At 46.0% G+C, this 14,440-nt stretch carries 17 protein-coding genes; 11 read left to right on the plus strand and 6 right to left on the minus strand.

From position 1 onward, the window contains the following. Positions 1 to 7 precede the first annotated feature (7 nt). The gene (locus tag BLU98_RS06210) at positions 8 to 892 is read left to right on the plus strand and encodes a lysophospholipid acyltransferase family protein (RefSeq protein WP_092723097.1); all 885 of its coding nucleotides are present in this window, start codon (positions 8 to 10) and stop codon (positions 890 to 892) included. Here BLU98_RS06210 and BLU98_RS06215 read toward each other — a convergent pair. The 4 genes from BLU98_RS06215 to BLU98_RS06230 all read right to left on the minus strand — a co-directional run bounded on the left by BLU98_RS06215 (position 889) and on the right by BLU98_RS06230 (position 4,070). After that, a complete protein-coding gene (locus BLU98_RS06215; RefSeq protein ID WP_092723099.1) occupies positions 889 to 2,304 on the minus strand; it encodes an MBL fold metallo-hydrolase in 1,416 nt (471 codons plus the stop codon). The two genes, BLU98_RS06210 and BLU98_RS06215, sit on opposite strands and share 4 nt — an antisense overlap. An 18-nt stretch (positions 2,305 to 2,322) precedes the next feature. Then, positions 2,323 to 2,658 carry an ArsR/SmtB family transcription factor gene (locus BLU98_RS06220; protein ID WP_026772724.1) on the minus strand — a complete coding sequence of 112 codons (336 nt, stop codon included), beginning with the start codon at positions 2,656 to 2,658 and terminating at the stop codon, positions 2,323 to 2,325. A 106-nt stretch (positions 2,659 to 2,764) separates the two neighbouring features. Then, on the minus strand, positions 2,765 to 3,463 hold the full coding sequence (tsaB, locus tag BLU98_RS06225; protein WP_092723101.1) for a tRNA (adenosine(37)-N6)-threonylcarbamoyltransferase complex dimerization subunit type 1 TsaB: 699 nt from the start codon (positions 3,461 to 3,463) through the stop codon (positions 2,765 to 2,767). Position 3,464: 1 nt separating this feature from the next. Next, positions 3,465 to 4,070 (minus strand): 3-hydroxyacyl-CoA dehydrogenase family protein, encoded by a 606-nt coding sequence (locus BLU98_RS06230; RefSeq protein WP_257574751.1) that lies wholly within the window; start codon positions 4,068 to 4,070, stop codon positions 3,465 to 3,467. Between the two features lie 67 nt (positions 4,071 to 4,137). Between BLU98_RS06230 and BLU98_RS06235 the strand changes: the two genes are divergently transcribed. Further along, on the plus strand, positions 4,138 to 4,518 hold the full coding sequence (locus tag BLU98_RS06235; protein ID WP_092723105.1) for a RidA family protein: 381 nt from the start codon (positions 4,138 to 4,140) through the stop codon (positions 4,516 to 4,518). A 3-nt stretch (positions 4,519 to 4,521) separates the two neighbouring features. Here the strand turns inward: BLU98_RS06235 and BLU98_RS06240 are convergent, their stop codons facing one another. Then, positions 4,522 to 5,481, minus strand: coding sequence for an aldose 1-epimerase (locus tag BLU98_RS06240; protein WP_092723107.1), 960 nt, complete (start codon positions 5,479 to 5,481; stop codon positions 4,522 to 4,524). Between the two features lie 120 nt (positions 5,482 to 5,601). Here BLU98_RS06240 and BLU98_RS06245 point away from each other — a divergent pair, with 120 nt between their 5' ends. From BLU98_RS06245 to BLU98_RS06265, 5 genes are all read left to right on the plus strand, one after another. Continuing rightward, positions 5,602 to 8,949: a methylmalonyl-CoA mutase family protein gene (locus BLU98_RS06245; protein WP_092723109.1), complete on the plus strand. Its 3,348-nt coding sequence runs from the start codon at positions 5,602 to 5,604 to the stop codon at positions 8,947 to 8,949. Between the two features lie 37 nt (positions 8,950 to 8,986). Then, on the plus strand, positions 8,987 to 9,565 hold the full coding sequence (locus BLU98_RS06250) for a hypothetical protein (RefSeq protein WP_092723111.1): 579 nt from the start codon (positions 8,987 to 8,989) through the stop codon (positions 9,563 to 9,565). Between the two features lie 88 nt (positions 9,566 to 9,653). Continuing rightward, a complete protein-coding gene (locus tag BLU98_RS06255) occupies positions 9,654 to 9,839 on the plus strand; it encodes a hypothetical protein (RefSeq protein ID WP_092723113.1) in 186 nt (61 codons plus the stop codon). Positions 9,840 to 9,850: 11 nt separating this feature from the next. After that, positions 9,851 to 10,375, plus strand: a complete 525-nt coding sequence (locus tag BLU98_RS06260; protein ID WP_139173852.1) for a YncE family protein — start codon at positions 9,851 to 9,853, stop codon at positions 10,373 to 10,375. Then, positions 10,341 to 10,688, plus strand: a complete 348-nt coding sequence (locus BLU98_RS06265) for a hypothetical protein (RefSeq protein ID WP_139173853.1) — start codon at positions 10,341 to 10,343, stop codon at positions 10,686 to 10,688. The genes BLU98_RS06260 and BLU98_RS06265 overlap by 35 nt, the downstream gene beginning before the upstream one ends. 8 nt (positions 10,689 to 10,696) lie before the next feature. Here the strand turns inward: BLU98_RS06265 and porZ are convergent, their stop codons facing one another. Continuing rightward, complete coding sequence (porZ, locus tag BLU98_RS06270; protein ID WP_092723119.1) at positions 10,697 to 12,985, minus strand: type IX secretion system anionic LPS delivery protein PorZ; 2,289 nt, start codon at positions 12,983 to 12,985, stop codon at positions 10,697 to 10,699. Between the two features lie 107 nt (positions 12,986 to 13,092). On the opposite strand from porZ, the gene BLU98_RS06275 reads away from it, so the two are divergent. The 4 genes from BLU98_RS06275 (at position 13,093) to BLU98_RS06285 (ending at position 14,423) form a co-directional block, all read left to right on the plus strand. Next, positions 13,093 to 13,365, plus strand: a complete 273-nt coding sequence (locus BLU98_RS06275; protein WP_092723121.1) for a hypothetical protein — start codon at positions 13,093 to 13,095, stop codon at positions 13,363 to 13,365. A gap of 80 nt (positions 13,366 to 13,445) precedes the next feature. Next, a complete protein-coding gene (locus BLU98_RS17740; protein WP_257574752.1) occupies positions 13,446 to 13,619 on the plus strand; it encodes a hypothetical protein in 174 nt (57 codons plus the stop codon). A gap of 11 nt (positions 13,620 to 13,630) precedes the next feature. Beyond that, positions 13,631 to 13,828, plus strand: coding sequence for a ComC/BlpC family leader-containing pheromone/bacteriocin (locus BLU98_RS06280; RefSeq protein WP_092723123.1), 198 nt, complete (start codon positions 13,631 to 13,633; stop codon positions 13,826 to 13,828). 109 nt (positions 13,829 to 13,937) lie between these two features. Next, on the plus strand, positions 13,938 to 14,423 hold the full coding sequence (locus BLU98_RS06285) for a CPBP family intramembrane glutamic endopeptidase (RefSeq protein WP_257574753.1): 486 nt from the start codon (positions 13,938 to 13,940) through the stop codon (positions 14,421 to 14,423). Positions 14,424 to 14,440: the final 17 nt, after the last annotated feature.

Here is a 14,440-nt window from a genome sequence, read left to right on the forward strand (position 1 = left end):
TACCCGCATGTATTATATCGTTTACGGCATTTTTTATTTGTTGTCGTTGTTACCCTGGCGGGTGCTTTATTTTTTGAGTGATGGTATTTATGTATTGGTGTATTATGTGTTCGGCTACAGAAAAGAAGTGGTGATGGGTAATCTTGCCATCGCTTTTCCCGAGAAAAGCGAGGAAGAAAGAAAACGCATTGCAAAAAAATTCTACCATAATTTCATTGATTTCTTCATTGAAACCATCAAACTGCTTTCGGTAAGTGAGCGGGCATTCCGCAAACGGTTTTCCAGCAATATTGAAGTGATGAACCAGTTGTATGCAACCGGACAAAACGTGCAGGTGATCACCGGTCATTATTTCAGCTGGGAATTTGCGAACCTGGGAGTGGCGCTGGACAGTCAATATCCTTTTGTAGTGGTGTACATGCCGCTATCGAATAAAATATTCGACAGGCTGATGCGCAAGCTCAGAACAAAATTCGGCACGTTGCTCGTGCCTGCTACAGAGTTCAGGCGCGACTTTCACAAATACGTTCATGATAAATATGCTTTGATCCTGGTAGCCGACCAGAACCCGGGCGGCCCCGATAAAGCTTACTGGACACCCTTCTTTGGCAAACCTACTCCTTTTGTAAGAGGACCCGAAAAAGGAGCCAAAGTGAACAATACAGCCATCGTGTATGCCCATTTTTACAAAGTGAAACGAGGGTATTACCGCGTAGATTTTGAATTGGTAACAACAGAACCTAAAAGCTATACCAACGGAGCATTGACCAAATTACTGGTGAACAAAATAGAAGCATCTGTGAAACAGATTCCCGATAATTATTTGTGGAGTCATCGCCGCTGGAAATTCCAGTACGACGAAGAGAAATTCGGACACCTGATGATCCATTAATTCAATACTTCCGTACTTTTTTCAATCTTGAATTTATCACCCAATTCTTTGATACTGCCCCATCCACCCGCTATGTTGCGCAGGTTGTGGATGCCCTGTCTTTTGATGAGTGAAGAAGCAATAACACTGCGATAACCGCCCGCACAATGAACATAGATGTTGTGATGTTCGTCGAGATTGGCCATGCTGGCGGGATCCATGAGTGTTTCAAGGGGTATGTTGATGGCTTGTTTAACATGGCCATCGGCGTATTCGGGTACTTTTCTAACGTCCACGATCACCAGGTTGGGATCGAAGGGAATGTCCATCGCCAATTCATCGGCTTCCACATCGATGATCATATCAATGGGCAAACCGGCTGCCAGCCAGGCTTCGAAGCCACCGGCAAGATGTCCTTCGAATTTATCGAAGCCTACCCTGGCCAATCGTACAATGGTTTCTCTTTCCTGCTCTGGCTCAGTAATGAGCAGCAGGGGTTGATCGAATGGTAACAAGCTGCCTGCCCATTCGGCAAAACGGCCCTCAAGGCCAATGCTTACAGACCCCGGCACAAAGCCCTGTGTAAACACAGTGGCTTTGCGGGTGTCTAATAAGATGATGTTCTCATCCTGTGCTTTTTTTCTGAACGATTCTGCATCCCAGGCCTGCATGCCTTTTTGCAGCAGTGCTTCCAGGCTTTCGTACCCCTCCTTATTGATCTGTGCATTAATAGGGAAATATTGAGGAGGGGTTGTTAATCCTTCAGTGACGGCTTTGATGAAATCTTCCTTGCTTTGCGAGGCGAGCGCATAATTCGTTTGTTTTTGTTCACCTACGGTACTGTATGTTTCCGTGCCGAGGTTCTTGCCGCAACTGCTGCCCGCTCCATGGGCAGGATAGATGATAACATGATCTGGCAGAGGCAATATTTTTTTCCGGAGGCTATCATACAACATGCCTGCCAGGTCGTTCATGGTTAATGTGGCGCCTTTTTGTGCCAGGTCGGGACGGCCCACATCCCCCACAAACAAGGTATCACCTGTAAATAATGCCTGGTCCTTACCTGCTTCATCCTTGAGCAGGTAACAACTGCTTTCCAGTGTATGTCCGGGTGTATGGAGTACCTGCATTTTCATTTTGCCAATGGAAAACAGTTCTCCATCCTTGGCTACATGCACAGGAAAGTTAGTATGGGTATCCGGACCATACACAATAGTAGCGCCGGTTGCCGCTGCGAGGTCGAGGTGACCGCTGACAAAGTCGGCATGAAAATGGGTCTCGAAAATATATTTGATGGTTGTATTCCGCTCCCTGGCGAGTTGAAGGTATTCTTCAATATCTCGTAAAGGATCGATTACTGCGGCTTCTCCCTCACTCTCAATATAATAAGCGGCTTCACTGAGACAGCCCGTATACAATTGTTTTACAAACATCACAACAAATTTTAGATATCAGGCTACCAAGGTTTCAACAAATCCCACTACTTCAGCCAGGCGGGCATAGTTGACAGAATAAAAAATGAATTTTCCATCGCGCGCAGTACTCACAATGCCGGCCCTTCTCAGAATAGCCAGGTGCTGCGAAGCAACAGATTGTTCAAGCCTCAGTTTTACATAGATTTCGGTAACGGTCATTTTCTGGTGATCATCCAGTAATTTGATGATCTGCTGACGAAGCTTGTGATTCACCGATCGAAGGATAAGAGCTGCTTTCTTGGTATGCAAGAAATCAACTTTTAGTTGCGTTTTGCCGTTGTTGAGAACAACAGACTGTAATGATTGACTCATGACAATAAAAGTTATATTGGGGGGTTAAGAAACTCAAATTGTACCTGTAAAGCTACAATAATGTTCGGGTTTTATAGTATAATTTTTGTGAATACAAAAAAATACTTTACCTAACGGCTTTAGAACTATCAAAAAACTCTTTGACATATAAAGGCTCACTATAGGCAAGATCAGCAAAAGATTGAGTCTCAAAGGCTTCTTCCGCAAGCGTTATCATATCCCTTACACTGTGCCCTGAATGGTGAAAAACAGCATGGGCATGATGGATCAATCCCTCCAGTTTTTGCAGACCGCTTCCACAAAAATGCACACGACCCTTATCGAGCAAACTGCTGAAAGAACCCGCTTCCAGTATCAATGCTTGCGGTGGCCAGGTTTCCCGCAATGATGTGTCGTACACTGCTGTAAACACTTCCATCCGGCGGGCGTCGATCAGCGGGCAAACAAGGTCGTTGCCAACAACAGGTTCCTGTGTGGCGGAACTATTGCTGATCAATGCCTGCGCCATCACTTTCAGGGTGTTCAACAGGATAAGGGGTTTTTGGAGGGCATAACAAATGCCTTTGGCAGAAGCCAGTCCCACCCGCAGCCCGGTATAACTGCCCGGCCCGGCTACAACGGCCACTGCATCAATGCCGGAAAGCGCAATGCCCGTCTCTTGCAATAACTGTTGAATAGCGGGTTGCACAAAAGCCGCATGGTTTTTCTGGTCGGGACTTTCGAGCAGGTGCAGAACGGTTTGATCACGGCTGATACAAACACCCGCCTGCTCTGTAGCTGTATCTATATGTAAAATGGTTGGCATCTTATGATTGCAACGCTTCTTTTTCGAGCAGTCCGGACGGCGTATAGCGTTTGTCTTCACGCTCCAGTATTTTCAATAAATCATATACCCTCCTGGTACCGATCTGCTCTGCCCATTCAAACGGTCCCATCGGGTAATTGGTACCCAGTTTCATAGCGATATCCATCTCATTTTTGGAACTTAGTTCCTGACCCAGTGCAAAATAAGCTTCATTGATGATCATGCATACTATCCTGGCAGCAATAAAACCAGGTTCATCCGGCACCCATTGGTATTTCCAGTTCAATGACCGGAGTATGTTTTCTCCTGCAGCCCTGTTATGTTCTCCCGCTATTTCCAATACGGGCCTTTCGAGGAAACTATTCCAGGCATTGACACGAATGCAATTCAGCGGAAGTTGCCTGCCGGTGCGCAATACTTCATTGATAAAGACGGGCTGGTCTTTTACGGTTGCGAATACATCATCCGTACCCAAAAAATCGAAGTAGGCATCGGCAACAGGCAATGCCATGCCTTCCACCAGCCAACTTACGCTGATGCCGGCCGGAATACCTTTTTGCAGCAACAATTCCTTCTGTTGTGTATTTGCCTGTATTGCAATGTGCATAGAACGCAAATTTAGGTTGGCAGGATCATAGAAATGCATCAATTTGCAAAGGATCAAAACAAACCAGATGTCAAAACAGATTGTGCAAACCGATAAAGCGCCGGCTCCTATCGGACCTTATAACCAGGCCATCCGCGCCAATGGCTTTTTATTCGTGAGTGGCCAGGTGGCCATCGTTCCTGAAACAGGAGCACTTGAAACCGGTACGATTCAGACAGAGACGCACCAGGTGATGAAAAATATCCAGGCCATACTCGAAGAAGCGAAACTGGATTTTTCCCATATCGTTAAAACCACCATTTTCCTCAGTGATATGAACCTCTTTGCATCGGTAAACGAAATCTATGGTTCTTATTTTACAGGTGCCTATCCTGCCCGTGAAACAGTTGCTGTGAAAGGCTTGCCCAAAGGGGTAAATGTGGAGATCAGTGTAATAGCGGTGGGATAACCATCAGGCATCAGCCATCAACACATAACTGGTAGAAAATTCTTTTTTCTCGCCGCTGTTCACCACAATCAAACCAATGCCGTTGTTGAACGCATCAGGTGCGCTGCTGAGGTTTTCAATAGCAATGCTTTTGCGGTGTGGAGGCGTATAGATCTGTAAATAAGGATAAGAAGCATTGGGTTCGATGGTGAGGCGGAGACGCCCGTTCTGCAATATACAGCGTGAAGATGCTTTCGACGTATCGAGCAGAAAGCAATTGTCCAGCTCAATCCCTTTCAACGATGCACCATGCAGGAAACGTTCATCAGGTAACGTATCGCCTGTGGGGAGCAGGTCTTTACTGAATGCCACTTGCATACCGGAATTGAATTGCAGCGAATAGTCGTCCAGGTTGTTTCCCAATGTAAAATACGGGTGCCATCCATCCGACAAAGGAACCACATCATAGTGTCTGTTGGTAAAACTGGTAACGACTGTGAGCCGGTCGCCCGAAGATCCGCCATCGCTGAGTTTCCACTGAACCTGCATGGTAAATGGAAAAGGATAACCGGCATCACCACCATCGTATTGGTATTGCAGTGTTACGGCTGCCTGTGTAGCATCTTCATTTGTATGGATGATATCGAAAGGCTGGTTATAAATAAGGCCATGAATGGCATGATCGCCCATATAAAAACCATTCACTTTGAATGATCTGTCCTGAAATGCATAACTGCCCTTGTGCAGCCGGCAAACATAAGGACTCAGCTTGGCACTCTTAAAACCATGGGTAATATTGGCTATGGCATCGGCAACCGAAGCGAAACCCTCTACCACGTTCACCAGCCGGCCGTCAACAGGTAAACGGAAAGCATTCAGCAATCCTCCAAAACCATAAACTTCAGCTTCCGCCCCCGAAACCTTATTTCTCAACGTAATAACAGGATATTGGGCGGAACGATCAATGAGCACCTCAAAAGACATAAAACGATTTGAGCGGCAAAATAATAAGTTTTGACTTGCAAAAATGAAACTGTTAAAACTAACAGTTGTTAACTATTGCATGCAATATTGTAATTTTGCCGTCTATACTAACTATACAATATGTCTTATCAACCCCGGCATAAGATCAGGATCGTAACAGCGGCCAGTCTTTTCGACGGCCACGACGCGGCCATCAATATCATGCGCCGCATCTTACAGGCAAAAGGAGCAGAGATCATTCACCTCGGGCATAACCGCAGCGTGGCAGATATTGTGGAATGTGCCATTGAAGAAGACGTGCAGGGTATTGCCATTACCAGTTACCAGGGAGGACACGTAGAATTTTTCAAGTACATGAAAGACCTGTTAGACCAGAATGGTTGCGGGCATATCAAAATATTCGGCGGTGGCGGTGGCACCATCCTGCCGGAAGAGATCAGGGAATTACAGCAATATGGTATCACGCGGATATATAGTCCGGATGATGGCCGCCGGATGGGACTGGAAGGCATGATCGAAGACGTGATCAAACAATGCGATTTTGGTCTGAATGGCAATGGTATTTATGAGCGTGCCATGACATTGGGCGAAGTGAAAGACATACGCAAGCTGGCACGGGAAATCACGAATGCGGAAAATGGTGGAGGAAATACAAAAGTAAACGGTGAGATACCTGCTATTCCTGTATTAGGCATTACGGGCACAGGAGGTGCAGGCAAGAGCAGTGTAACAGATGAGATTGTAAGAAGATTCCTCAACCTGTTTGAAGATAAAACACTCGCGGTGATCTCGGTAGATCCTTCTAAGAAAAAAACAGGCGGCGCTTTGCTGGGCGACAGGATACGTATGAATTCGATCTCACATCCGCGTGCATATATGCGCAGCCTGGCTACCAGGGATGACAATACGGCGTTGAGCGCTTATGTGCAGGATGCTATTGATGTTTGCAGGAAAGCGGCTTTCGATCTGATCATACTGGAATCGGCAGGTGTAGGGCAAAGCGATGTTTCGATCCTCGATTACTGCGATGTAAGTCTTTATGTGATGACACCAGAGTATGGAGCGGCTTCACAACTGGAAAAGATCAACATGCTTGATTATGCCGATCTTGTCTGTATCAATAAATTCGATAAGGCCGGCGCACTCGATGCGTTGCATGATGTGCGCAAACAATACAAACGGAATCACGGACTGTGGACTGCTAAAGATGAAGAACTGCCGATAATAGGCACCATTGCTGCACAGTTCAATGATAGCGGCATCAATGAGCTATTTGAAAAAATGATGGTGACCCTACGGGAAAAAACAGGTGTTGCATTCGGGCAGATAGCTATTCACCCGCATGACCACGAGACCACTACGCGTTCCCAGATCATTCCCCCCAAAAGAGTGCGTTATCTCTCTGAAATAGCCGATAATAACCGGGCTTACGACGCATGGGTACAGGATCAGGCTGTGATTGCAACCAAACTGTACCAGTTACACGGCGCTATGCAGGAAGTGAAATCCGAGCTAAAAGCAGCGCTGGAAAACATCTACAATGAATTCGATGCAAAACTGGATGCGGATTGCAGGAAGCTAATTCAATCATGGTCCGGATTGGTTGCGCGATACAAGGCAGATTTTTTTGAATACCATGTACGCGATAAGATCATCAAACAACCATTGACCACTACTTCATTGAGCGGCTCGCGCATACCCAGGCTTGTATTACCGAAATACAAGGATTGGGGCGATATCCTGCGCTGGCAGCTCCAGGAAAATGTACCGGGTGAATTTCCTTATACAGCAGGTGTTTTTGAACTGAAGCGACAAGGTGAAGACCCCACGCGTATGTTCGCAGGTGAAGGCGGACCCGAAAGGACCAACAAAAGGTTTCACTATGTATCGCTGGGCCAGCCGGCCATACGCCTCTCTACTGCATTTGACAGTGTTACATTGTATGGAGAAGACCCGGCCAGCCGGCCTGATATTTACGGCAAAGTAGGTAACAGCGGTGTGAGCATTGCAACAGTAGACGATGCGAAAAAATTATACAGCGGGTTCGATCTCTGCGATCCGAAAACCTCTGTAAGTATGACCATCAACGGACCGGCGCCTATACTGCTGGCATTCTTCATGAATGCAGCGATCGATCAGCTTTGTGAAAAATGGATCGAAGCCAATGGTCAATGGCCGCTGGTGGAAGCAGCAATGGAAAAGAAATACCAACGTGCTCCCCGTCCGCATTATTATAACCCTGCTTCACCGGAACGATTACCAGAAGGTAACAACGGCCTTGGGCTGCGGCTGCTGGGATTGAGCGGTGATGAAGTGTTGACCAGGGAAGTGTATGAACAACTGAAGGCAGAGGCATTGTCACAAGTGCGCGGCACTGTGCAGGCCGATATACTCAAAGAAGACCAGGCACAGAATACCTGTATCTTTTCTACCGAGTTTGCATTGAAGCTGATGGGCGATGTGCAATCTTATTTCATCGATCATAAAGTGCGTAATTTTTACAGCGTCAGCATCAGCGGATACCATATTGCCGAAGCGGGCGCCAATCCTATTACACAACTGGCATTCACATTGGCAAATGGTTTTACCTATGTGGAGTATTACCTGAGCAGAGGAATGCACATCGATGATTTTGCACCTAATCTCTCTTTCTTCTTCAGTAATGGTATGGATCCCGAATACAGTGTCATCGGGCGTGTGGCCAGGCGTATCTGGGCGAAGGCCATGAAAAATAAATACAAAGGCAATGACCGCTCGCAGAAACTTAAATATCATATCCAAACCAGTGGCCGCAGTTTGCATGCGCAGGAAATAGATTTCAACGATATACGTACTACGTTACAGGCATTGTATGCCATATACGATAATTGCAACAGTCTTCACACCAATGCCTATGATGAAGCCATCACCACGCCTACAGAAGAAAGCGTGCGTCGTGCCATGGCCATCCAGCTGATCATTAACCGCGAATTAGGTTCGGCCAAGACAGAGAATTTTATCCAGGGCAGTTTTGCCATTGAAGAACTGACCGACCTGGTAGAAGAGGCGGTACTGGCCGAATTTGACCGTATCACAGAACGAGGAGGCGTATTAGGCGCTATGGAAAGAATGTACCAGCGCAATAAGATACAGGAGGAAAGTTTGCATTACGAAACCCTCAAACATACCGGTGAGTTGCCGTTGGTGGGCGTTAATACATTCCTGAATAAGAATGGAAGTCCCACTACTTTACCCGGCGAAGTGATCCGCTCTAACACGGAAGAAAAAGAACAACAAATACAAAACCTGCACGCTTTCTGGAAAAGGAACGAACAGCGATCTGCCCGGGAGCTGAGCCGGCTTAAAGAAGCCGCCATGCAAAACGAGAACCTGTTTGCAGTTTTGATGGAAACGGCCAAGTATTGTTCCCTCGGCCAGATTACCCATGCATTGTATGAAGTGGGTGGCCAGTACCGGAGAAATATGTAAGCACCGGAATGGATAATATTTTATACCTTGGCTACCGATGAAACATTTTTTTATATTACTGGTTTTTTGCATCGGCGTGTTCGCAGTGCATGGCCAGTCGAGGCGGATAGATACTACGTTGAAAATTGGTAAAGTAGGTTACAGGATCACCTGCAGTAACAGGAATCCCGAAAAGAATGACGCTACCATCAATCCGATTGGTTTTGAAAACCAGGCGCGTGAATTCAGCATCGAGATCAAGGGCAGGATCAAAAAAGCAGAGATCGACGATCTTAACAACGATGGGTTCCCCGATGTGGTGCTTTATGTTTTCCCGGGCGACTCCCTGCAAAAAGGAACGGTGATAGGCATCAGCTCCGATAAGAACCAATCGGTTAACCCGATTATTCTTCCCGATGTATTGGATGACCAGAAACTGCGGGAAGGTTACAGGGGCTTCGACGACTTTAATTTGATGGAAGGTACCCTGATGCGCCGGTATCCGCTGTATGTTACGGATAGCCTTGGCGCTCATCCTACCGGTAAAATGCGGCAGGTATTGTACCGCGTAGTGCCCGGTGAAAGGAACATGCTCAAGTTTAAAGTCATCCGTTCTTACGAATACACAAAACAATAGCTAACATCCGTTTCATATTACCAAAGCATTAATTCATCGATGCAGTTGCCCATATCGCAACTGCATTTGTATTTTATCCTTCCCTAAATTGAAATTCAGCGGCGATGAAAAAAAATTGTATGCTTCCGGTGGTAATGATAACTGGATTGCTGAATATGCTGTAGAAAATAAAAAACTCATCTTCAAAGACACCATCGTACTGGGTAAAAAATGGCGTTACCAAAGAGAACAACGCGTTGTATATCATCGACCTGAAAACAAAAAAAATAGCTGAACCTTTTGCCCTTGGTGGAGAAGCTTTCGCCCAATGCAAAAGAGTTGTACATCAGTTGCTGGGGATGCGATAAAGTGTATGTGTTCGATACGGAAAAAAGAAACATCAAAGCCGAAATACCTGTTGGAGATAATCCCAACGAGATGGTGCTAACAGCATGGTCGCACCAGGTATACAGCAATACATCTTACAGCAAGGAAAAGGAAATGCTTACACAAGCTGAGGAAGGCAATCCCATTCCGCATAAAGTAGGAGAGAAAAGCCCTATCAAATATGTGTTCTATGTGATAAAAGAAAACAGGACTTACGATCAGGTACTAGGAGATATGAAAGAAGGCAATGGCGATCAGTCGCTGGTACTGTTTGGAGAGCATGTAACGCCCAACCAGCACGCATTAGCAAAAGAATTTGTATTACTGGATAATTTTTATGTAGATGCACACCGCAGTACGGCGTATGTAGCCGGTGGTTTTGTAAAAAAAAAAAATTGTAGATCATACCATGTATTCCACTTCATCTATGTTGCGCACCATTGAATTGATCCTGGGCATTCCGCCCATGAGCCAATATGATGCGGCAGCTACTCCTATGTGGCGTTCATTTGCTTCCACTTCCGATTCAAAAGGATTTACTGCAAGGCCGGCGAATATCAACTTGAGTGAAAAGAATACAGCCATGAACGAATGGCAAAGAAGATCTGAAAAATTTGATCTTGCCAAAGAAGATGCGGTGCCGGACCTTGAATTCAATAAAGTATTATGGCACGGACTCAAAGGCGATCATGTACCGTTCCCTGCACCACGCCGCGCTGCTTTCTTCAAACAAACAAAAATGGCCGACAGGGATTAAGTTGTTTGTCAACGACCCGAAGTGATGGCGATCTTAGTGACGATCTTATCGTTGCCTGAATCGCTGCGTACGATAACGAGGTAAATGCCGCTTGCAACTTTATTGCCGAGGTAAGTTCGTCCATCCCATATGGCCTGACCACCCAGGGCGCGGGTTTGATAAACGAGCCGGCCATTCAATTCGGCTATTTTTACGAGGGCATTATTGGTAAGACCCTTGATGGCGATGGTTCCATTGTAGCCCGGTGGTACGGGGTTTGGAAATACCAATACATTCTGGTTGGATGGGGCTCCTTCGGTGGCGGTGCTTCTGAAACTGCAGATGCCCATAGCCGTTGCAATGAATACTTCACCGGTATGCGGGTCGATAGTCAGTTTCCGGATATCGTTGTTCAACAGCGGACTGTTATCGCTGGTAAACCTGTACACGATCGAAGTGCCGTCTTGTGAAAGCAACCAGAGGCCATTTTTCGTTCCTACCCATTTGCGGTTTGCACCGTCTACTGCTATGCATTGCACCATCTCATCGCGGAACAATAACCCTGCAAAACGATCCTGCTGTACTACGGGCAGCAGGGCATCGCATCCTTGCGGACTAAACACATTGCCGGCACACTGAACAATACCAATGCCTTTATCGGTGCCTATCCAGATAAAACCGTTCTTGTCTTTTGCCATACACAATACATTGTTGCTGGGCAAATTTCCTTTGCCGTTTCCCTGTTGGTAAAACTTCCATTGATCATCATTGGTGTTGTCAATGGAAGCGCCATGGTTGTAACAGAAGATGCCGTTGCCTTTTGGACTGATGATCCATACCTGGTCGGCATCATCGATCAATACCTGCCCCACTGCGTTTTCTGTATGTGGAAACGGTATGGTAAATGCTTTCCATGAACTGTCGGCTTTCCGTACCACCAGCTCTTTCGCAGCACCGTAGTTGCTTATCCAGAGATGGTTGTTTTGGTCGAATGCCAGTCCGCCTACCTGGTAACTGCCCGGATTGTTCACAGCAGCCTGCAATGCGCTGTTATTGGCTTGATAGATTGAAATGTTATTGTTTTTGAAATGTGCTAAGCCACTTCCAAAACTGCCGGCCCAAAGCGTTTGATCAATAGGGTCGATGGCTACCGTAATGAAGTCATAAGCATTGCTGAGTGCCGGCGTATTATCATACCGGTAAAAATTCCATTCATTGTTCGTCAATTGGAATATTCCATTCCGGTTGTATTGCGGCTGCCAACTGTTGTTGATACTGCCGGCTGCTGCAAAAAGTTGTTTTCCATCACTCATCATTTCACCGGTTGCTGTACCGGGTGGCCCATTCGGAATGAAACGGTCAGCGCCTGTTGCTGTGAACCTTGAAAGACCATTGACGTTGTCGGCCACCCATATTTTATCGGCATCGATAATGGCTGATAATGGATGGGAGAGCAGTGCTGGATTGGTAATGATTTTTTCTATGTTGCCATTGGTTGCCAATTGAAATACACGAGCTGTACCGGTATTGTTTTGCTGGCAGACCAGGATTTTATTTCCCGATGCAGTGATGTTATTCAAAGACCATGCAGTATCTGTATATAAGAGGTTCCAGTTATTGCCCGATGCAATGAAAAGAGAATCGTTTTTTTGAGCGATTACTTGGTTGGCTGCAACTGTTACAGCGCTGATATTACCGGCGGGTAAGCCACTGAGTGTGGTCCAGTTGCGGTAATCGGAGAGATCGGTGAGGCGGGATGCTTTTTTCAATCCTTCATCTGTAGCGGCATAAAAGAAATCAGCGTCGGCAGTCATGCTGTGAACATTCACTGGCCCTCCATTGGCGCCAATGAACCAGGTGTCTTTGATTTCGTATTTGATAAGATTGACTACGATGATCCCGAGTCCGCTGGAAAGGTATGCGAGCCCGTTCCTGCAAAAAATATGATGGATGGATTTATTGCCCGCAATACTGCTTCGTTTGATATCGCCGATATTGGTAACGGATTGCTTTTTGAGTACATCGATATTGCTGTTGTTATACGCAATAACAAGTTGGGAGCTGAGGTCATCCCAACCGATACAGCTGACGCCTATATCACTGAGGCCGGTCATTTTACTGAAGCGTTGCATTTCATCCTGCGCATCAACGGCAAACAGGTTAGTAGCTGTAGCGCAATAAATCTGATCGGCTTTGATGACTTGTATGGCCGGCCGGTAATTGAGGTGTTCGCGCCACTGCCCGATGGGTGGCGCCTGGGCTTTCGATGGGCTTGCCAGCATAAGGCATGAGCCAAGGATGATGATAGCAAAGCGCATGAGCTAAGTTAACTGAATTCATGTTGTTCTATTCAAAAAACGGGTACTTATACCTGATCGTACCGGTGCCAGTCCGGCTTAATTTCGATTGTAGAAAAAGAGTTGTTATGGGATTAGGACGCATGTTCATTCATAAGTTGAACCGGATTGATTTCATGATCAGGCTGAAAGCAACGGGGAATCCGTCGCTCTTTGCAGAGCGGATAGGGGTATCGGAAACCACACTTTTCGAGTACCTGGCATTTATGAAGGAACTCGGGGCGCCTATCCGTTACGAGCGGGCGCGTAAGTCGTATTATTATGCATGTGAGGGAAGTTTTTGCGTGAAGTTTCTTGAAAAAGAAGCTGAGAAGTGTTTTGAAATAGATAAAGATTCATAGGCCAATGAATGGGAGGATTGTCTGTATGCCCGGTTCCTGCGCAGGTTCCCAAGACGAGACATTAAGTCAAAACAAATGCGATGAAGAAGAATGATTGGAATGTAGAAGGATTGCGTCCTTTATCGGATGAGGAACTCATGGAAACAAACGGAGGCTCTTTTCCATGGGTCTGGCTGGGACAACAGGTGATCAGCCATTGGGACGAGATCAAAAAAGGGCTTTCGGACGGATGGAATTTTCCTAACAAACAGTAAAACCTGATTTTATGAAACAGAACCAATTGAACATCCATGCACTGGAGGGATTCAGTGAGTTGGATAGGGATGAATTGAAAACGGTGAATGGTGGTAGTTTCTGGGGTGATCTGGCTTATGCTGCAGGAGCAACTGCAAGGTGTATCTGGGAATTTGCAAGAACTGCCAGTGAGTTCCAGGCTTCATTGCCGCCAAGTTTGAAAAAATGAAAATGAAAACCCGGAGTGGCTGAAACAGGCCACTCTTTACTATGATTTATCAGGAAAGCAGGTGCGTAATGTGTAGAGGCGTATGTTTGATGAACAAAATTTAAAGCCTATGTTATTAAATAAACCGAAAGCTTCTTGGACTGGTATGCAGGTATGGATGATGAAAAGATCGGCCTGGCAATTGGTGGCAGGTGGATACGTTGTGACAATTGGATTGAATTTTTTGTTTGGGTATTTGCTCTTCCCCGAACAGCAGTCAGCTTCTGCCATACTGAATTTCACCGTTAAAGAAGCATTTTGGATAGGGGTGATATTTGCCCCGTTGCTGGAAACCTATTTGATACAATACCTCGTAATCAAAAACGTCCATAAATGGACAGGTATTTATTGGATAGCAGTATTGGCCAGTGCCATCATTTTCGGTGCCTCGCATACGTATTCTGTTCCTTATATGATATTGACTTTCCTGTCAGGAATTGTATACGGCATCATTTATGTCGTTTTAGCGCTCCGGGGAAAGGATCCATTTGTTTACATCACACTGACACATGCATTACACAACCTGACAGGGTTTTGTATTGAACACGTTTTTTAGTGCAACCAATCCACAAT

The organism is Hydrobacter penzbergensis, assembly GCF_900106985.1.
Lineage (GTDB): Bacteria > Bacteroidota > Bacteroidia > Chitinophagales > Chitinophagaceae > Sediminibacterium > Sediminibacterium magnilacihabitans.

What these genes read in the sequence shown, in the direction of transcription:
- BLU98_RS06220 (WP_026772724.1), bottom strand. Translation starts at nt 2,658, where the DNA reads ATGAGTCAATCATTACAGTCTGTTGTTCTCAACAACGGCAAAACGCAA.
- BLU98_RS06215 (WP_092723099.1), bottom strand. Translation starts at nt 2,304, where the DNA reads ATGTTTGTAAAACAATTGTATACGGGCTGTCTCAGTGAAGCCGCTTAT.
- BLU98_RS06280 (WP_092723123.1), top strand. Translation starts at nt 13,631, where the DNA reads ATGAAACAGAACCAATTGAACATCCATGCACTGGAGGGATTCAGTGAG.
- tsaB (WP_092723101.1), bottom strand. Translation starts at nt 3,463, where the DNA reads ATGCCAACCATTTTACATATAGATACAGCTACAGAGCAGGCGGGTGTT.
- BLU98_RS06265 (WP_139173853.1), top strand. Translation starts at nt 10,341, where the DNA reads ATGTATTCCACTTCATCTATGTTGCGCACCATTGAATTGATCCTGGGC.
- BLU98_RS17740 (WP_257574752.1), top strand. Translation starts at nt 13,446, where the DNA reads ATGAAGAAGAATGATTGGAATGTAGAAGGATTGCGTCCTTTATCGGAT.
- BLU98_RS06230 (WP_257574751.1), bottom strand. Translation starts at nt 4,070, where the DNA reads ATGCACATTGCAATACAGGCAAATACACAACAGAAGGAATTGTTGCTG.
- porZ (WP_092723119.1), bottom strand. Translation starts at nt 12,985, where the DNA reads ATGCGCTTTGCTATCATCATCCTTGGCTCATGCCTTATGCTGGCAAGC.
- BLU98_RS06245 (WP_092723109.1), top strand. Translation starts at nt 5,602, where the DNA reads ATGTCTTATCAACCCCGGCATAAGATCAGGATCGTAACAGCGGCCAGT.
- BLU98_RS06250 (WP_092723111.1), top strand. Translation starts at nt 8,987, where the DNA reads ATGAAACATTTTTTTATATTACTGGTTTTTTGCATCGGCGTGTTCGCA.
- BLU98_RS06240 (WP_092723107.1), bottom strand. Translation starts at nt 5,481, where the DNA reads ATGTCTTTTGAGGTGCTCATTGATCGTTCCGCCCAATATCCTGTTATT.
- BLU98_RS06235 (WP_092723105.1), top strand. Translation starts at nt 4,138, where the DNA reads ATGTCAAAACAGATTGTGCAAACCGATAAAGCGCCGGCTCCTATCGGA.
- BLU98_RS06210 (WP_092723097.1), top strand. Translation starts at nt 8, where the DNA reads ATGTATTATATCGTTTACGGCATTTTTTATTTGTTGTCGTTGTTACCC.
- BLU98_RS06275 (WP_092723121.1), top strand. Translation starts at nt 13,093, where the DNA reads ATGGGATTAGGACGCATGTTCATTCATAAGTTGAACCGGATTGATTTC.
- BLU98_RS06285 (WP_257574753.1), top strand. Translation starts at nt 13,938, where the DNA reads ATGTTATTAAATAAACCGAAAGCTTCTTGGACTGGTATGCAGGTATGG.